The organism is Okeania sp. SIO2F5 (assembly GCF_010692685.1).
Lineage (GTDB): Bacteria > Cyanobacteriota > Cyanobacteriia > Cyanobacteriales > Microcoleaceae > Okeania > Okeania hirsuta.
In genome coordinates this window covers 57,668-76,252 of record NZ_JAAHGU010000007.1, presented here as the reverse complement: position 1 = coordinate 76,252, position 18,585 = coordinate 57,668, and the positions used below count along the sequence as shown (strand labels likewise).

At 35.6% G+C, this 18,585-nt stretch carries 19 protein-coding genes and 1 tRNA gene; 10 read left to right on the top strand and 10 right to left on the bottom strand.

All coding sequences use genetic code 11. From position 1 onward, the window contains the following. Nucleotides 1-290: 290 nt before the first annotated feature. Both mreD and argB read left to right on the top strand, forming a co-directional pair. A complete protein-coding gene (mreD, locus tag F6K27_RS04645) occupies nucleotides 291-800 on the top strand; it encodes a rod shape-determining protein MreD (RefSeq protein ID WP_287273594.1) in 510 nt (169 codons plus the stop codon). 83 nt (nucleotides 801-883) lie between these two features. Next, entirely contained in the window at nucleotides 884-1,783 is a 900-nt protein-coding gene (gene argB / locus F6K27_RS04640; protein WP_287273596.1) for an acetylglutamate kinase, read from the top strand. A gap of 397 nt (nucleotides 1,784-2,180) precedes the next feature. On the opposite strand, the gene F6K27_RS04635 is transcribed toward argB, so the two are convergent. The 3 genes from F6K27_RS04635 to F6K27_RS04625 all read right to left on the bottom strand — a co-directional run bounded on the left by F6K27_RS04635 (nucleotide 2,181) and on the right by F6K27_RS04625 (nucleotide 3,918). After that, a complete protein-coding gene (locus tag F6K27_RS04635; RefSeq protein WP_124144992.1) occupies nucleotides 2,181-2,684 on the bottom strand; it encodes a DUF948 domain-containing protein in 504 nt (167 codons plus the stop codon). A 107-nt stretch (nucleotides 2,685-2,791) separates the two neighbouring features. Further along, nucleotides 2,792-3,139: a YtxH domain-containing protein gene (locus F6K27_RS04630; RefSeq protein ID WP_287273598.1), complete on the bottom strand. Its 348-nt coding sequence runs from the start codon at nucleotides 3,137-3,139 to the stop codon at nucleotides 2,792-2,794. 473 nt (nucleotides 3,140-3,612) lie between these two features. Next, nucleotides 3,613-3,918, bottom strand: coding sequence for a hypothetical protein (locus tag F6K27_RS04625; RefSeq protein WP_287273600.1), 306 nt, complete (start codon nucleotides 3,916-3,918; stop codon nucleotides 3,613-3,615). A 692-nt stretch (nucleotides 3,919-4,610) separates the two neighbouring features. Here F6K27_RS04625 and F6K27_RS04620 point away from each other — a divergent pair. The 6 genes from F6K27_RS04620 (at nucleotide 4,611) to F6K27_RS04600 (ending at nucleotide 9,163) form a co-directional block, all read left to right on the top strand. After that, nucleotides 4,611-5,522, top strand: a complete 912-nt coding sequence (locus F6K27_RS04620) for an Rpn family recombination-promoting nuclease/putative transposase (RefSeq protein WP_287273601.1) — start codon at nucleotides 4,611-4,613, stop codon at nucleotides 5,520-5,522. 14 nt (nucleotides 5,523-5,536) lie between these two features. Continuing rightward, the gene (locus F6K27_RS04615) at nucleotides 5,537-6,457 is read left to right on the top strand and encodes an Rpn family recombination-promoting nuclease/putative transposase (protein WP_287273603.1); all 921 of its coding nucleotides are present in this window, start codon (nucleotides 5,537-5,539) and stop codon (nucleotides 6,455-6,457) included. Between the two features lie 198 nt (nucleotides 6,458-6,655). Further along, complete coding sequence (locus F6K27_RS04610) at nucleotides 6,656-7,108, top strand: hypothetical protein (protein ID WP_287273604.1); 453 nt, start codon at nucleotides 6,656-6,658, stop codon at nucleotides 7,106-7,108. Nucleotides 7,109-7,174: 66 nt separating this feature from the next. Continuing rightward, complete coding sequence (locus F6K27_RS04605; protein ID WP_287238688.1) at nucleotides 7,175-8,377, top strand: RNA-guided endonuclease TnpB family protein; 1,203 nt, start codon at nucleotides 7,175-7,177, stop codon at nucleotides 8,375-8,377. An 8-nt stretch (nucleotides 8,378-8,385) separates the two neighbouring features. After that, nucleotides 8,386-8,844, top strand: coding sequence for a reverse transcriptase domain-containing protein (locus tag F6K27_RS33530; RefSeq protein ID WP_353735931.1), 459 nt, complete (start codon nucleotides 8,386-8,388; stop codon nucleotides 8,842-8,844). A gap of 76 nt (nucleotides 8,845-8,920) precedes the next feature. Beyond that, nucleotides 8,921-9,163 carry a hypothetical protein gene (locus F6K27_RS04600; protein ID WP_287273605.1) on the top strand — a complete coding sequence of 81 codons (243 nt, stop codon included), beginning with the start codon at nucleotides 8,921-8,923 and terminating at the stop codon, nucleotides 9,161-9,163. Here F6K27_RS04600 and F6K27_RS04595 read toward each other — a convergent pair. Further along, the gene (locus F6K27_RS04595) at nucleotides 9,141-9,848 is read right to left on the bottom strand and encodes a hypothetical protein (protein ID WP_287273606.1); all 708 of its coding nucleotides are present in this window, start codon (nucleotides 9,846-9,848) and stop codon (nucleotides 9,141-9,143) included. The two genes, F6K27_RS04600 and F6K27_RS04595, sit on opposite strands and share 23 nt — an antisense overlap. Nucleotides 9,849-10,479: 631 nt before the next feature. Beyond that, nucleotides 10,480-10,552: transfer RNA gene (locus F6K27_RS04590), tRNA-Phe, on the bottom strand. 253 nt (nucleotides 10,553-10,805) lie between these two features. On the opposite strand from F6K27_RS04590, the gene F6K27_RS04585 reads away from it, so the two are divergent. After that, entirely contained in the window at nucleotides 10,806-11,117 is a 312-nt protein-coding gene (locus tag F6K27_RS04585; protein ID WP_287273607.1) for a hypothetical protein, read from the top strand. Nucleotides 11,118-11,333: 216 nt separating this feature from the next. Further along, nucleotides 11,334-12,845 carry an MBOAT family protein gene (locus F6K27_RS04580; RefSeq protein ID WP_287273608.1) on the top strand — a complete coding sequence of 504 codons (1,512 nt, stop codon included), beginning with the start codon at nucleotides 11,334-11,336 and terminating at the stop codon, nucleotides 12,843-12,845. A gap of 852 nt (nucleotides 12,846-13,697) precedes the next feature. On the opposite strand, the gene F6K27_RS04575 is transcribed toward F6K27_RS04580, so the two are convergent. The 5 genes from F6K27_RS04575 to F6K27_RS04555 all read right to left on the bottom strand — a co-directional run bounded on the left by F6K27_RS04575 (nucleotide 13,698) and on the right by F6K27_RS04555 (nucleotide 18,371). Continuing rightward, a complete protein-coding gene (locus tag F6K27_RS04575; protein WP_287273610.1) occupies nucleotides 13,698-15,380 on the bottom strand; it encodes a hypothetical protein in 1,683 nt (560 codons plus the stop codon). Nucleotides 15,381-16,371: 991 nt separating this feature from the next. Beyond that, nucleotides 16,372-16,626 (bottom strand): hypothetical protein, encoded by a 255-nt coding sequence (locus tag F6K27_RS04570; RefSeq protein WP_287273612.1) that lies wholly within the window; start codon nucleotides 16,624-16,626, stop codon nucleotides 16,372-16,374. Continuing rightward, nucleotides 16,613-16,786, bottom strand: a complete 174-nt coding sequence (locus F6K27_RS04565) for a hypothetical protein (protein ID WP_287273614.1) — start codon at nucleotides 16,784-16,786, stop codon at nucleotides 16,613-16,615. Before F6K27_RS04565 ends, F6K27_RS04570 begins: the two co-directional genes overlap by 14 nt. Nucleotides 16,787-16,975: 189 nt before the next feature. After that, a complete protein-coding gene (locus F6K27_RS04560) occupies nucleotides 16,976-17,803 on the bottom strand; it encodes a sulfurtransferase (protein WP_287273616.1) in 828 nt (275 codons plus the stop codon). Between the two features lie 10 nt (nucleotides 17,804-17,813). Then, a complete protein-coding gene (locus F6K27_RS04555) occupies nucleotides 17,814-18,371 on the bottom strand; it encodes a hypothetical protein (protein ID WP_287273618.1) in 558 nt (185 codons plus the stop codon). Nucleotides 18,372-18,585 lie beyond the last annotated feature (214 nt).

The following is an 18,585-nucleotide window of genomic DNA, read 5'->3' as shown; positions in this document are numbered from 1 at the left end:
TTAGGTTGTAATTTATCTTTTTAGTCCAAGGGGCATCTCTTTTAAAGTCTTTTAACTGCCCTGATTATTCGTAACATTCTTTTTCCAAATTGGTATAATTAGGGAAAAGAAAATTAAAAGAATAAAAACAACCTTACCTCAGTAATTTGAGAAACTCTATAGATGTTTTTTGCAGCAAAAAAAAATAGTATAAATTACCAAGAGCCTAAAATTTTTCTCCTGGTTAAAAATTGAAAAATTAACTTATCCTCAACAACTTTAAAATTATTAAATTTATTTTCTTAATTCAGATGTCTAATATATCTCAGCAAGCTATTTTCAAATCATTAATCACTATTGCTTCTGCACTAGTTTGTGCACTATTATTGTTCACCCGTATTCCAGGAATGGAGATTTTTGGTATAGGACCTAACTGGTTATTAATTTGGGTAGTTGCTTGGAGTAGCCAGAGTTCAACTATAGAAGCTTTAGTCGCTGGCTTAGTTTTAGGATTAATTCAAGATGGCATCACAGCTCCCTATCCCACTCATGTTATTCCTTTAGTTTTTGCAGGATTTGTCATAGTGTTTTTACAGAAGCAACGCTTTATTCAAGAAGATTTTATTTTCATAGCTTTAGTAACATTTATTCTGGCAATTATTGCAGAAACTTTCATGGCAATTCAGTTAGGATTAATCGGCAATCAAACCTTTGGAGAAATTTGGGTTTACTATAAGCAAGTTGCTTTGGGTTCTGCTGTTATTAGTAGTCTTTGGGCTCCTGTTATTTATTTTCCTCTCAGTCAATTGTGGAAACTTTAAAATAACTAAGTAGTTAACTTTTAAATTGAAATAAACTATATATTGATATGGTTCAAATTATAAATTCAAAAGGGTAACTGTCTATGCTAAAAAGTACAGATTTTGAAAATCAGTCAGAAATCAACCGAGTCAAAGTGCTAAGTGAAGCACTACCTTACATTCAAAAATTTGCAGGTCGTAAAATCGTCGTCAAATATGGCGGTGCGGCCATGAAAGATAGTAACCTCAAAGATCAAGTAATTAGGGACATTGTACTACTATCTTGTGTGGGTATACGTCCGATTGTGGTTCATGGTGGTGGCCCAGAGATTAACTCTTGGTTGGGTAAATTAGGAATTGAACCGCAGTTTAAGGATGGTTTGCGAGTTACTGATGCGCCCACTATGGAAGTAGTAGAGATGGTATTAGTGGGAAGGGTTAATAAGGAAATTGTTTCTTTAATTAATCAAGCTGGTGGCCGTGCTGTGGGTCTGTGTGGCAAGGATGCGAACTTAATAAAAGCACGTCCCGAAGGAAGAGAAGGTATTGGTTTTGTTGGGGAAGTAAGTAACGTCAAAATAGATATTCTAGAATCCCTAGTTGATAATGGCTATATTCCCGTGGTATCTAGTGTAGCTGCAGATGAAAAAGGACAAGCTTACAATATTAATGCAGATACTGTTGCGGGTGAAATTGCTGCTGCGATGGATGCAGAAAAGTTAATTCTCCTTACAGATACAGCGGGAATTTTGGAAGACTATCATAATCCAGATAGTTTAATTGTTAAGTTAGATATCCAGGAAGCTAGACAATTGATTGAAAAAGGAATTGTATCTGGTGGAATGATTCCTAAAGTAAATTGTTGTGTGCGGAGTTTAGCTCAGGGAGTTCGAGCTGCCCATATTCTTGATGGTAGAGTTCCCCATACACTTTTACAGGAAATTTTTACAGATTCTGGAGTTGGCTCAATGATAGTAAGTAGTTTGGCAGTTAATAACTTTTAACTAGGGTTTGCTGAAAAAGTATTTTAGTAGGGGTAGGAGACAGGAGACAGGAGACAGGAGACAGGAGAAATGGGAATTATAGAGGAGGTAGTCGGAAAAATTGTAAGAGTGATTTTTCTGCCATAATCGTCCTAAAATACTAGCATGCATGAACTTCTTCCGCTGAAAAGCTGATACTCTTTGAGACCAAAAAATGCTAAAACCAATATCAGTCAATGCTTTGATATTTAATCAGCAAGACCTAACTATAGTGCTGTGCGCAGGCAACAGGCAACAGGCAACAGGGGGAATAAAAAAACCGATAATATAAAACTATTAGCTATTGGACAGTTCTTGTTTTTTGTACATAAGTCAGCGCACATTGCTATAGGGTACAGGGGAGAAAACTTTTCTCTGTCTAAGGTTTATCATCTAGAGTAGAATCCTCAGTTGCAGAAGCAGGAGGAATATCTTTGTAAAGATGGCTTTGAGCGACATTTTTATGAGAAGATGATAAAGAATGCTTTAATGGTCTCCTCGTATTTTCTTTTGTTTTTGGTTTTAAATTAAATGTTTTCCAGGCTACTTTAATACCAGTAAAAATACTTTTCGTTGTAGTTTTAACTTCCTTGGTTTGTTGACGGACATTACCAATACTTCGATCGACTTGCTTAACAATTTCTCCTGCACTCTGGACACTATCATTAACATCATCAGTCAACTCACTAATTTCTATGCCAGTGAGACGAATTGCTTCTAAAGTTGGTGGTAATTCGCGAGCTAGGATGTCTGCTAACTTTTCTAGACTACGAGCAGCTCTTGCTAATGCCAACATCGCAGGTAAGGTGACAATTAAAACAGTAGTGAGGCTCAATGCAACCAGGAAAAGGGACAATCCAAGCCAAAACAAGGGGTTGTTCACAGGTATTTCGCCTAAACAGGGGAATGATAACTTCCTATTCCTGGATAATCTTAACAATAATAGGTGCTATTGTAGAGTATTTTAAGATTAAAAAAAAGCTTTTTGTTTTAATTTTCCCTGTTTATAACTACTGAAACTTCAGAGTTTTTGGCTTCTAGTTGAGATAATATTTCTCTCTCCTTTTGACTAGCTTCTAATCCAGCAGCGATCGCCTCTCTTAGTCTTTCTAAAGTTTCCTCCCAAGAATTAGCAGTAGATCCTGAAAAGCGGTCTGCTTGAAATTTGACACTGGTAGACAAGTCTGTTACAAGTTGGGGAATAGCTGATGCAGATTTTTTCACCAACTGTCTTGTTTTTTTGCCCGTTCTAGGAGCTATTAATAACCCTGTTAATGTACCTATAGCTGAACCTAGCAGTAGACCACTGATAAATAGTCCAGATTTTTTGTTTGACATACTTAAAAAATATATATATCTCTGTCTAGAATACTTCTTTATTATCAATCATATCTAAATTTTTGAAAGAGTACTCCCATTATAATCGCTCTTATTTGATGGTAAGATTTGATGCTGAGAGTGTCAATATATTTAGTGCAGGAAGGCGCAAATATAGACCGTAATAAAGTCAAAAAACAATTACAAATCAATACTTTTGACTGTCTTGAGTGCGTCTTGCATTCTGAGGAAACCTCAGAATTACGCACTCGCTTTTAACTTTTGATATCAAATCCGTTTAATTGGACATAAAAAAAATCTTCAATCGTCATAACTACCCTCATCTTTGTAATTCTTTCTCCTTCTGACTCCTGTCTTCCCCTCCTGGGAGGGGGAGGGGCGAGGGGTGGGTTGACTCCTGAGGACTCCATACTTAACCATTCTATGGCTGTTTAACCGGATTTGATATGACTTTTAACTTCCGCGTAGCGGCACTAGCGCCAAATTCTACAGAAACGATGCCAAATGGTTCTGAGCAACCACAGCATGGCCATAATTTGTTTAACCTGTTGAACTTGTAAATCCAGTTGTTTATATAGTTGTCGTAGTTGATTTATTTTCTGCTGGTGAAGTAGGAAAAATTCTGGTGTTTTATCAAGTACCTTACTGGTACAAAAATCTATCAAATTGAGAGTTTGTTCTACTTGTAGCAATGTTTGTCTAACTTTCCAGATTCTCCAAGCTAGGTAAAAACAAAAAATTGAGATCACAATATTTAGTTCAATTACTAACCACAGCATTTTTCACTTCACCGAAATATCAAGAAAATAACTAAAACAAAAAGTCCAATCAGAATCAAAACTTATCAAAATCATATGGGTCGCGCAACCTCGCCTTTTAAGGCGCAATATTTTTGGAGAGTTGCTCACGCTTCCCCTATTTCCCCTCCTGGGAGGGGGAGGGGCGAGGGGTGGGTTAACTTCTGACTTTTGACTTTTGACTTCGTTAAGATGTTCCCTAAAACTCTTATGTTGGACCGACACATCTAAAATGGAGTGGGGGAGATTGAATATTTAAGTCATTATATAGCAATCCTAAATAGGTCGTGACAAATCAAAAAGTAAATAAAAAAACTGAAACTCTTACCAGTTAAGTGTTCCCAGTTAAGTGTTCCCTAAAAAGCAGTAAGATTTTTGACACGAATAAAATAGGATTGCGATAGAGTTATCAAAGTATATTATATCAAATCCACTCGGATTTGGTATCAAAAAATGTTCCATTAAAGCGCCATTGTCAAATCTTTCTCAATCTCCCCATCTTTCTGGTCAAGGTTTTGATAACTCAACGTTTTAGACGTGAAATAATTTCCGGAAATTACTGTAGCATCAAAGATTTAAGCCTATAAAATCTGACTTTTGACTTTTAACTTTTAACTTTTAACTTTTGACTTTTAACTTCGTTTCTGGTTATTTATATAAGGAGAAAAGCTACTATGAAATTTATCAATCCCAAGGTCGATTATGCTTTTAAAAAAATCTTTGGTTCCGAGCAAAGCAAAGAGATTTTAATCAGTTTTCTGAATGCGATAATTTATGATGGAGAAAAAACTATTAAGGATTTAACAATTGTCAATCCTTTTAATCCTGGTCAAATTATCAGTTTTAAAGATACCTATTTAGATATAAAAGCTGTTTTATTTGATGGCTCTATTGTAGTTATTGAAATGCAAGTCGCACGGATGACTGCTTTTAGCAAACGGGTAATGTACAACTTAGTTAAAGGTTATGGCAACCAGTTGGAAACAGGAGATGATTACCCCTTACTACGTCCAGCTATAGCGGTAACAATTACAGATTTTATCCTTTTTAAAGACAAGATAGATGTTATTAATCCATTTGTGTTTAAACATAGAGAGAAAAACTGGGAATATCCCGATCGGGAATTACAGTTAATTTTTGTGGAACTGCCGAAGTTTAAAAAAACTTTGGGAGAGTTAAAAACTTTAGCAGATAAGTGGATTTACTTTCTGAAAGAAGCTGCCAAATTTGATGATATTCCAGATAGTTTAGGGGAGGTTGCAGAAATTGAACTTGCTTTAAATATTGCTGAGAGAATTAATATGACTTCAGAAGAATTAGAGATAGTCGAGCGTCGGGCCATAGCATTACAAGATGAGAAAGGACGACTAATTTATGCAGAAGAACAAGGAGAAGCAAAAGGACGGCTTAATCAAGCGATCGCTCTAGTAAAACTGTTAATAACTCAACGTTTTGGAGAGGTTTCTAAAGACATTAATAGTCAGATAGAAGATTTGCCTTTAGCAGATGTGGAGGATTTAGTGAAGGTGTTTTTAAGTTTTAATAGTTTGGTAGATTTAGAGAGTTGGTTACAGGAACGTTTATAAGGATAAATACTACTATGAAATTTATTAATCCCAAGGTAGATTATGCTTTTAAAAAAATCTTTGGCTCTGAACAAAGCAAAGAGATTTTAATCAGTTTTCTGAATGCGATAATTTATAATGGAGAAAAAATCATTAAGTCTTTGACAATTATTAACCCTTTTAATCCTGGTAAAATTATCAGTTTAAAAGAAACTTATTTGGATGTTAAAGCAGTTTTAGTTGACGGTTCTATTGTAATTATTGAAATGCAAGTGGCACGAATGACTGCTTTTGATAAGCGGGTGGCTTACAATTTGTCTAAAGCTTATGCTAATCAGTTGGATAAAGGAGAGAATTATCCTTTATTAAATCCGGCAATAGCTGTCACAATTACAGATTTTATTCTGTTTAAAAATACTGATGATAATATTAGTAAAGATGATTATATTAATAAATTTGTGTTTCAGGAGGAAACTAAAAAGTTTAAATGCTTAGAAAAAGAATTGCGGTTAATTTTTGTGGAATTGCCGAAGTTTAATAAAAGTTTGTCAGAGTTAAATAGTTTGACAGATAAGTGGATTTATTTTCTGAAAGAGGCGGATAGTTTTGATGAAATACCAGAGAATTTGGGGGAAGTTGCGGAAATAGAACAGGCATTAAATATTGCTAACTTTATTAATATGAGTCCAGAGGAGTTAGAGATAGTTGAAAACCGAGGGATAGCGATGCAAGATGAAAGAGGACGGATAGCTTATGCAGAAGAAATTGCACGACTTAATCAAACTATAGCTCTAGTCAAGCTATTAATAACTCAACGTTTTGGAGAGGTTTCTCAAGAGATTAGTAGTCAGATAAAAGGTTTGCCTTTAGTAGATGTGGAGGATTTGGTGAAGGTATTTTTAAGTTTTAATAGTTTGGCAGATTTGGAAAGTTGGTTGCAGGAACGTTTGATTTAGAATCCTGTGATACTTTATCAGTTTCTAATTCTGTTATAAAATTAAATATTCCATAACTAAAGGTTACCGAATAATTGTGGTTTCAAGCCTCTCCTTTCCAGGGGATAAAAATAAAAAAAATCCTTTTTACCAATCCTCTCATTTCTCAGATGAGGCAATTCTAAATTCTAAATAATAAATTCATTATTCTGGAATTTCATGTTGTTAATCGAACAAGTTGCTAGTGATGAGGCGATCGATAAAGCTTTTGATTGGCTCTGCGAAAAGCGCAAAGACTATCACTACAATAATGATGTCTGGCAGCTACGACGCTGGTGGCATGAGAAAAAGCCAAAGTTGATTGCCCAACTTTTGGCTGGTAACTTTCGCTTTGGCGAGCAGCGTCGGGTTATGTCCAGGGGTGAGGTGAAAGAAATATGGTCTGCTCAAGATGCTCTGGTTTTGAAGGCTTTGGCTATTGTCCTTCAGGAGGTTTTGCAACCCCATTTGTCTCCCCGTTGCTTTCATCTGGCCGGGACTGGCGGACTTAAGGGGGCGGTGCGGGAGGTGGATGCCCATCTGCATGAGTTTGAGTTTGTGTTTCGGACTGATGTGAAGGGGTATTATGCCAGTATTGACCAGAAAATTGGGTTTCAAGCCTCGCCCTTCTAGGGCGACTTTTTAGTTGATTTTGTGCAACAAATTATGTTATCATGTTGTGAGTCAAGAGGCTATTCTATGAAAGCTAGATTTAAGTATCGTATCTATCCAACACGGGGACAAAAATACCGACTAGCCAAGCTATTTGGCTGTGTCCGTGTGGTTTGGAATGATAGTCTAGCTTGCTGTCAAGAAAAGTACAAAATAGGAGAGAAGAAACCTGTTAACTCTGAGCTACAAAAACAGTTTATCACATCTGCTAAAAAGACTGAATACAGAGAGTGGTTGTCAGAGGTTTCTAACATACCATTACAGCAATCTTTAAATGATTTGAACCAGGCTTATCAAAACTTTTTTAAGTCAACCAGAGGCCAGAGAAAAGGCAAACCTATAAAACCTCCGCAATTCAAAAGAAGAAAATCAAGGCAGACTGCTAGGTTTACAAAGGGAGGATTTAAAGTTGGTCAACATAAAGTTTATTTGGCTAAGATTGGAAAGCTGAAAATAGTTTGGTCTAGAGAGTTACCTGGTTCTCCATCATCAGTAACAGTAATTAAAGATTCAGCTAATAGATATTTCTTGAGTTTTGTAGTAGAAATACAACCAGAAATCTTACCTCAAACTGATAATTCAGTAGGTATAGATTTAGGTATTAAAACCTTTGCTACATTTAGTGACGGTACAAAGGTTGATGCTCCTAAACCACTGAAGAAACGAATTAAGAAATTAAGAAAGTTAAGCAAGTCATTATCTCATAAAACTAAAGGCTCTAAAAGGTATGAAAAAGCAAGGATTAGAGTTGCTAAGTTCCATGCCAAACTGAAAGATACAAGGACAGATTTTCTACATAAATTATCTACTGAAATAATTCGTGAAAACCAAACAATTGTTTTAGAAGATTTAAACGTTTCTGGAATGGTTAAAAACCGTAAATTATCCAGAGCAATTTCTGATTTAGGTTGGAGAACATTCAGGACTTTTTTAGAAGGAAAAGCAGAAAAATATGGTCGTGATTTTAGAGTAATTAGTCGTTGGGAGCCAACATCCCAAATTTGCTCAAATTGTGGCTTTAAAGGTGGGAAGCTAGACCTTCAGGTGCGAGAATGGGAGTGTCTCAACTGTGGTGCAAAACATGATAGAGATGAGAATGCAGCAATAAATATATTAGTCGCGGGCGGGCAGTCCGAGACACTAAACGGACGTGGAGGCAAGCGTAAGACTACTGCAAAAGTAGCAGCAGCCTGTGAAAGGTCAACTCGCCGAGGAGCTACGGCTCGGTAGGAATCCCCGTGCCTTCAGGCCGGGGAGGATGTCAACATGATATTCTTTTCAGTCAGGTGGCTGAATATGTGAGATACCCTGTAGTGTTGGACTTGGTTGGGCAGTACCTCCGGCGGTTTGTTTCTGATGGGGGGATATATGTGGATATCCAACGGGGTATTTCTCTGGGTTGCCCTTTGTCGCCGTTGATGGGGGCTTTGTATCTGAAGCCGTTGGACGATAGGATGGCCGCGATGGGCTGCTTTTATGTGCGGTATATGGATGATTGGGTGGTTTTAGCTCCGACGCGGTGGGCGTTGCGGCGGGCGATCAAGGCGACTAATCAGGTGATGGCGGAGTTGAAGGTGGAAAAGCACCCGGAAAAAACTTTTATCAAAATAATATGGGTCGCGCAACCCCGCCTTTTAAGGCGTAATATTTTTGGAGCCTTGCTCAAATCCCCGACTTCCCCTACTGGGAGGGGTTAGGGGTGGGTTGACTTCTGACTTCTGACTTCTGACTTCTGACTTCGTTAACGGTAGGGTGGGGCGGGGGTTCGATTTTTTGGGGTATCGGTTCGCATCTGGGGGGTTGGCGGTGGCGCGGGTGACGGTGGAACGGTTTTTGGAGCGGGTTTCTCGGCTTTATGAGCAAAATGCGACTGCGAGTCGCATTGAGGAATACGCTCGCCGTTGGTTGATTTGGGTTAGGAGTGGGGTTCAGAGGGTGGAGTTGACAGAGATAGTGAGGGGGCTAACCCGTAATGTTGTCAATAATGTTTCGTCTAAAGCTGCTCCGCTGGTTTGATTTTGGTTACCACATCGAATATATGGGCCGTTTTCACATCAATGTTCAACATACTCGGTCGTGCCAAAGCTTCTGGATCTAGAACATGGTTCATGATCCAGTGTACATCTGCAAACCAGAAATAATGCATATTATCTCCCGGGCCAACCGGTTTCGGGAAATTTGCTCCAACCAACCCGCCAAAGTGGATTTGGGCCTCGTAGCTGATAGCTCCTGTTTCTAGTTTCCCTATCATCAACACTTCTCTCTTACTTTTTCCCGGCACTTTGACTACTATTGTTGATGATGAACTCCGGGACTCCGATTGACTTCCCCCTGTCTCTTCTGTGATCTCTACTGTATAACTTGCTCCTCCTTCCACTACCTCTAAATTAAACCCTCCATGTACCTCTACACCTCGTGAATTACTCCTTGTCCAATTGATCGTATCTTCCCATGATCCTTCTACCGTTGCCTCCAGAGTAGCTTCGTCTTCTCCCTCATTTATTACGACATTGCTCCCCACTACTACATCCTTTGGCTCGTCAGCATTATGCTTACCAACCCTGTTTATTTCGGTTATATACTTGTAACTCAAGTGTCCATATGTTTTTGTTATTGGTGGTTTATATCCTCCATACCGTATCTCTTCATTTATTGCTATTCCATCTGGTCGTCGCCCATAAATCATATCGAAATACTTCATTATATCTTCTGCATCTAATCCTAGTTGCTCTAGGTCATTAAATGATAAATATTCTCTTAGTATTGGGCCTTAATTCATCCATATGCTCCTCTTTTTTGTCTGCTCCCAGAATAACACACAAAATGAAATCCATGCTAATAATTATCAGCTTGTTTTGATTTTGGCACTCGCACCCGCCAAATGATTTTTTTCCTATATTGAAAATATCTTCTCTTCTCTATTGCTTTTCCATTTATTCTCGTTGTAGTAAATTTTACTTTCGGCTGCTTTTTTCGTCATAACTATACTTTCTTGTTCATTATCTTATGTTTACATTTCTCTGGTGAAGCAAAAGGTGGTAAAAATTAAGCTGTCTTTGTCCCTTTTCTTTCTCTTTTTCTCCTCTTTTCTTCTCACATTTCTCGTTTTTCTAATCTATTGTCTTTTTTTTTTGCTACAGCTTGTCGTGCGTTATGTTGGTGCTTACCGTATCAGTATATTTTTCTTCTTCAGTTTATTAGTTCAGCTTTTTCTGTAGATTAAAGTAATTTTTTTTCTTGTGATATTTGGGCAACATACCGAATATATTTCGCCTTGAGAAGAAGCTGGGTTTAAGACGATGATGTATATAAAGGAATAATAGGGATTAGAATGCCAGGAGGCGGACTTGAACCGCCGACACGAGGATTTTCAGTCCTCTGCTCTACCAACTGAGCTATCCCGGCTTTTTTTCACTTTTACTATAGTAGCAGACTAAATATAATTTTGACAAGCACTTGAGCAATTTTTTTTATTATTATCTGAAATGCTCGCTAGATAATAATTTTGGCTTGTTATACCCAATCCTAGCTTTTCAGAAGAAGCAACACATAAACTATAAAAAAATACTATAAATTTTTCAGTTAGTCAAGATTCATTTTGACTAAAAAATAAGGTCAATAGCCTCCCCTTTTAATGGCAGGGCTGTTTCAAAGTCAAATGAATGAGAATTGGGGACATCATTACCATAATTTGGGGAAAAGTTACGAAAAATGGGCGATTTTTAGAGGTGGAGGTAGGGAAAAGCTTCCAAAGAATCTTGGTCAAATCAACAGAATTTCTGGAAAATCAATTGTCACACCAAAATTATTGATAGATTTATTTGGGAAAAATCCAATGGTATTGGGTAGAAAATTCTCCCCTGCTCCCTTAAGCAAGAATGAAACAGCTCTACCCTTTGAATGGGATGAAAAGAATAAACTAACTTTAGTATTCTTAGCCATAGCGGGACTTTTGAAAAAAATAGGTTAAAAATGAGGTAAAAACATTACTGTATAAGATTTTTACCTTAAATAAAATTTTTTCTTAATATATCTAGGTTTTCCTACGGAATGCTACGCAAACAGCCATTTTTAGCACTGTGATGTATTTCTCTTGCTAATACTTGGTTTGAAGCTATTTTCGGTGTAAAAAAATCTCAAAGTACCGATAGGCTTAATTTAGAAGTACTGATAACTGATAATTGAAATGACTTTTATATCCTTTAACTATGCTCTATTTTTATTAATAGTACTAGGAATCTACTGGTCAATGCCACGTCAATCTTGGCGAGTATTTATTCTCCTAGTTGGGAGTTTAATTTTCTACGCTACTATTCAACCCCAATATATTCCACTGCTATTAATAATTACTCTATTGAATTTTTACCTGGCTCAAGCTATTGGGGAACCAAAAGATTGGCGTATTGCTAATAAACAATGGAACCGCAGTCGCTTGCTATTATTGTGGTTAGGTATAATCTGCAATATCTTACTTTTATTAAGTTTCAAATATATACCTTTTTTATTAAATAGTATTGGCATTCTCTACAATATACCTAATATTTTAGAAACTGCTAATTGGGTTGATAGTAATGTAATTGCACCATTAGGTTTAAGCTTTTTTTGTTTTGAATGTCTTGCTTATCTAATTGATGTTTATCGAGGCGCTCCTTCAGCTTCTTCTTTATTAGAATTTACATCTTATAAATTATTTTTTCCGAAACTTATTTCTGGTCCGATAACTCGTTATCATTATCTACAAAATCAGTTAGGAATGGTTGGGAAAAAAACTACTCAAGCTTTAGTTAAAACTCCAGCTTTAAAATTACCAACTTTAGAGCAAATAACGGAAGGAATTTGGTTAATTGCGACTGGGGCGGTAAAAAAAGCTTTAATAGCTGATAATTTAGGAATTTTTGTAGACCTGAGTTTTAGTAATTTACAACGTGCTGGAAGTGGCGATCTATGGTTAGCAACAACTGCTTATGGGTTACAACTTTATCTTGATTTTAGTGCTTATGTTGATATTGCCCGTGGTACTGCTTTTTTAATGGGTTTAAGTTTGCCACAAAATTTTGATTTTCCTTATTTCAGCACAAGTATTGCAGAATTTTGGCGCAGGTGGCATACAACTTTGGGAGATTGGTTGAGAAACTATTTATATTTTCCTTTGGGAGGTTCAAGGGTAGGTTTATTTCGGACTTGTTTGAATTTATTAATTGTGATGTTAATTGCTGGTATTTGGCATGGTGCTGCCTGGGGATTTATTGTTTGGGGAGTTTTACATGGTTTGGCATTAGTAGTTCATCGGTTAATAGAGGCAATTTCTCAACATTTTAAAGTACAGAAAATCTGGGAAAGTTTGCCAGGAATTTTAATTAGTTGGTTGTTAACTCAGAGTATGGTTTTTGGTGCTTGGATATTTTTCCGACTGCCAAATTTGAGGGATTCTATTTGGGTGATTGATCATTGGTGGAGTTATGATGGTGATGTTCAATTTGTGGATAAAGTTTATCTGGAGGCGATGGGTTTAGAAAGGTTACAGTTGGTGTGGTTAATTTTTGGGGTTGTGGTGCTTATGGCGGTTAATTATTGGTTTCATCGAGGTTTAAAGTTACAGTTAAATTGGCAGTTAAAAGTTTTGTTAGTGCCTGTATTTTTCTTTGTTGTTTGGTTGTTGGCACCGGAGGGTTTGCCTTATATTTATTTTGATTTTTAAAGAAGGAAGAGGGAAGAGGGAAGAAGGAAGAAGAAAGAAGAAAGAGGGAGGAGGTAAGAAGGAAGAGGGAAGAAGGAAGAGGGAATAAAAGGAAGAAATAAGAAGGAAGAGGGAATAAATATTGAATAAAAATGATACAGTAGTTTCCGAAGTTATGAAGTACAACTAAATGAAGTGAATGTTTTTTCCGAATAATTAATAATTAGGGCTTACTGATTAAATTTAAAAGCATTGACAAATAAAGATTTTAGCCTTTTTGGGTCGAAAAAAATGTAAGTTTGTAGGTCTAAAAAGCTCAAAAAATTAGTATTTATGGCAATAGTTGGGCAGAAAAATCAAGGGGTAACTCTTCCTCCTACCTCCTCTATAATTCCCATTTATCCTGACTCCTGACTCCTGACTCCTACCCTTCATCATTTGAGCTAACTTGCACAAAGAAAACAGAATTTTTATGCTATTTATGTTTCCTTATGTGCTTTTGTATTTTTCTAAGTCCCCTGTTGTTGTTGTATTATATTTTCAGGTTTCTGTACCGATTTAATGTTTTGCGTAATGGCTCGTATACTACAAGATATTTACTAAGTGTACTTTTTATCGTTTCATAAATATTAATTTTTTCCTATTCAATCAGGGTTAATAATCTACAACTATCTCTAGATAACTCTAGATTTTGTCAACTTCCTAATCCGGAATTTTAAGTTCTAGGAAAATGCCACCACTTCAGAAATTCAAACCAATTTAATTAGGTTCTTCTAGATTAGATATGATGACTTACTAGCTGATAATTATTCAAGCTCGCATCTCATCAAAAAATTTTAACTGAATATTATTAAGCACTTTAGATCACCAATTTTAAAACTCAGAAGTAGTTAGTTTAATATCTGCTGCTAACCAAGCTTTTTCAAACTCTTGTTTGACTTCAGCAGCTTCTTTTTGTTTACCTTGTGCCAATAAACTTTTTGCTAATCCATATAAAGACCAACCATTATTTGGATGCTGTTTTAAATCTTGACGGTAAACTACTTCTGCTTCTTTTTCCCGATTTAATTTTAACAAAGCTGCACCTAAAGATTGACGTACAGGATAATACCAATAAGGAGGTTCCATATAGGGTAAATTATCCTGAAGTTTTACGGCAGTTTGGTATTCGGAAATCATCTCTTCATTTTTATCTTTTAGGTATGCCATTTTTGCCATTAATAAATGATTAGCAATTGAAATTAAATTTGTAGCAGGAACATTTGCAGTTTCCAAAGCACTAAACTCTGAATTTTGCAATAATTTGTTGATTTTTTGATACTCAAATTGAGCATTTTCTAAATTTCCCTTACCAACCCATGCCATACCTCTTGCATAATGCCACATTGCCATTGTATAGGGTAACTTATTTGATGGTTGAGATTCGGTAAGAATTTCATCCCACTTACCAAATTGCACCAAAGAAAAATAGGGAGTGGGGAGAAACATTTCAGTCAAAGGAAACTGCTCAACTTCCTGAAGAGAAACTTTATCTACTAATTTTCTAGCGGCATTAATTGCATCTGTACTACGTCCTTCCATACTAGCTGCTGACCAGAAAAAATGAATATTGTGAGGATAATAAAGTGCTGAATATAATCCTTTTTGTTGAGAAGTTGCTAGAAATTTTTCATCGGCTTTAATCGCATTTTCGTTACTACTAGCTGCATCGTGATAACGACCAATTCTGAGATATAGATGAGACGGCATATGTACTAAATGACCAGAAGCAGGAACTAAATTCCGGAGATTATCTGCTGATTTTTCTGCTTTTTCTGGATATGGGGAAGCTTCTAGGGCATGAATATAATAATGTATTGCTCCTGGATGATTTGGATTTTTTTCTAATACAAACTCTAATTTTTTAACAACTTCATTCGTTAAAGGTTGAGGTTCACCATTTTCTTTCCAGTAATTCCAAGGCATTAAATCCATTAAAGATTCAGCAAATAGAGTTGCTGCATCTAAATCATTAGGATATTGTTTGGAAAGTTCTCTCATGGTATTAGCATAAGCCATATCTAAAGGTTGACGATTTTCTAAATTTTGAGCAGAATATCTTTGAGATAAAGCATTAATATAAGATTGTTCTATAGAAGTAGTTTTGCTTGAAAGTTTTTGAGCTTTTTGAACAGCTTGATAAGCAGTAGGAATAGATTTTTGATTCATCGGTGCATTAATATTAGGACCTTCTGATAAAGCAATACCCCAATAACACATTGCACAATTAGAATCTAGTTTAGTTGCTTGTTGAAAAGAACGTTTAGCTTCATCATGGTTGAAGCCAAAAATCAAGGTTAAACCTTGGTCGAAGTAACGTTGAGCTTCAGGAGAATTTGTTGTTATTTGATGATGGATATTTCCTAAGTTATTCCATAGAGGAACTACACTGTTTAATTGATTTTGGTTTCTCTCACTAGCTGACCAAGAAGGATTTAAAGTAAGTGTAATATAAATGCAAGTAGTGAGACAGATAGAGATAAGAAAAATCTGATTTTTTTTTGTTTTAATATTCATACTATGGTTGTTAATTATTGAATAAGGTTATTTAAGATGTCAAGTTTTGCTCTATTTTTTGTATTGGTGTTTTTGGCAATAACTTATTTAAAAAAATATTATTCTGAGGGCAAGTAAACTTCTTTATTTATAGAAGACAATATTACTATAGCAATTCTTCAGGTAGGGTATTGTATAGCGCTGTGCGCAGGCAACAGCTCATCTGGCAACAGGCAACAGGGGGAATAAAAGACCGGTAATACAAGACTTTTAGCTATTGGACAGTTCTTGTAATTTGTAAATATGCCAGCGCACATTGCTATATAACCTCAAAGCTTTACTAAAATTTTATTTTTTTAGTAGCTATAGTCCGTTTAATTAGCAGTAAAAAAACTTGACTCTATATCTTAAGCAAGTCTCCCTAATTCTATCTATTTTCCTTTTTTTGGCTGTTACTTACCCCGCAATATTTATAAGTATTCAACCAAACAGTTTCTGATTTTTTCTGAATTCCTTCTTTTTAGTTCAATAGGGTTCAGTTAAGGATTTTTTTGGAAGTTCTGTAAATTGTATAACCTCAAAGCTTTACTAAAATTTTATTTTTTTAGCTATAGTCCGTTTAGTTAGCAGTAAAAAAACTTGACTCTATATCTTAAGCAAGTCTCCCTAATTCTATCTCTTTTCCTTTTTTTGGCTGTTACTTACTCCGTAATATTTATAAGTATTCAACCAAACAGTTTCTGATTTTTTCTGAATTCCTTCTTTTTAGTTCAATAGGGTTCAGTTAAGGATTTTTTTGGAAGTTCTGTGATCTGAAAAGCTTATCTAATGGTTCCATAGTATAGGAGTTTTGGTCTTATCTATTTGCGCAGCATTCCGTAGGAAACCGTATTGCTTTTTAGTTGAAGGAGTTACAGGAAACCCAGAATAAAAAATTACTTCCTTAACTTACCAAGAATAAATCTGTTCCCCAAAATTTCCGTGACTATTTTCATCAGTATTCAAGAGAACATCATATAATTCCATCTGAATTACTCCTTTCAGTTGATTGACTCTCTAGCAAATAAGAACACCAATAATTACCACTACCTCCATCAAATTTTATTGTCTTAATACCTGGGATTTTCCATAACCATAATTTGAGATAAGGAGTTACAGGAAACCCAGAATAAAAAATTACTTCCTTAACTTGCCAAGAATAAATCTGTTCCCCAAAATTTCCGTGACTATTTTCATCAGTATTCAAGAGAACATCATATAATTCCATCTGAATTACTCCTTTTAGTTGATTGACTCTCTAGCAAATAAGAACACCAATAATTACCACTACCTCCATCAAATTTTATTGTCTTAATACCTGATATTTTCCATAACCATAATTTGAGATAAGGAGTTACAGGAAACCTAGAATAAAAAATTACTTCCATAACTATTTCAGCCAAAATCAGATTATTTATGCTAATTTTATCCTTTATAGAATCATTCTTGCTTATTCTTACTTGACCAGAAAATCAGGTATCAAGCCTCCCCTTGAAATGGGTAAAAATCAACAAAATTCAGTGTTTCAAGTCTCCCTATGCCATGAAATACTGATAACTGATAAATGTTAACTGAAGTTACTTATTATCTACTAAATAAGAACACCAATCACTCCAACTACCTGCATAAAGTTTTCCTGTATTAATACCCGCCATTTTTAACGACCATAAATTCACACAAGCAGTCACACCAGAACCACAATAAACCATAACTTCCTCAGCACTTTTTACTTCTTCCCAGCGAGAAACTTGTTCCGAAACTTTCGCCTGACTATTTTCATCAGTAACTTGTTTCCAAGGATAATTAACCGCCCCTGGAATATGACCAGCAATAGGGTCAATAGGTTCATGTTTTCCTAAGTAGCGATCGCTATCTCGCGAATCAACTAATACTACTTCTGGTAAATCTTTTTTGGCTTTAACTGTTTCTATATCTACTACCATTTTTGATTGAATTTGGGGTTCAAAGAAACCTGCTTTTGGGGTAGAAATTTCATTAGTAATTGGATATTTTTTTTGCCACTCAGAAAAACCGCCATCTAAAAGAGCAACTTTTTCATGGCCCATGTATGTCAATAACCACCATAGACGGGAAGCAAAGGCAAAGCGAGAATCATCATAAGCTACAATTAGAGTCTCTCGGTATTTAACACCTATACTTGCTAATTTTTGACTAAGTTTATCAGGAACGGGTAATGGGTGACGCCCGCCATGTTTTTGTACTGCGCTGGAAAGGTCCTGATTAAGGTCTAGATAGAATGCACCAGGGATATGACCTGCTTGATATTGTTTTTGGCCTAATTCTGGGTCAGCTAAAGAAAAACGACAGTCGATGATGATTAGGTCTGGGTCATTGAGATGGTCTACTAACCACTGAGGAGAAATAAGAATATTTTTATTAGTCATATTTACTAAGTTAAATTAAGTATTCTTCTGATAATAATAGTTGAGGATAGGTGGTAAAACTATTGATTGTTTGTGGCGATCGCTTCACTAACATTTTACTGATAAAAACAACTACTGCCATGAATAAGATTACCACAACTATCCCTAGAGTTATCTTACTAATTTTGAGATGATTCCAACTTCTATTTTTGATAGTATTAATTTTTGGCTTTGAATCAAATCTATATTGTTGATTATCATCAAAATTAGGCCAAGTTAAACTAGATGAGGAATTTAATGTTAAATCAAACTCCTGACCCCAAATTGCATAATCATCCCTGTATCTTTTAATTAGTAATTTAACTCTTTTAATTGATTCAGGAGCTAATTCTATTAATTGATGTCTAACTATATCTACAATATAACTTCTCTCTGGCAATTCTTCAGATTCTAGGAGTATGTGTAACCATCCATTTACTGCACTAACTTTTGCATTAATACCTTGAGGATGTAACGTTCCATTTAATAGGGTAGCAATGGATTTAGAATTTCCTTGTTTAGCAAGTTCGATAAATCTATATTGAACCATAATTAATTACCTCTGAATAATGAATTGCAAATATAGCAATATGATTTTAGTTGTGAGATATTGAAGATTTTTAGGGAACAGGGAACGGGGAACAGGGAAAAGAGAAGAATAAAAAAATGAATATCTTATGAATAAGATAACTGCTATACCGTATACTTTTAAGAAACATCTCAATTCTCACATCTGATTCCTGATTGCTATATTTGTTTTTATT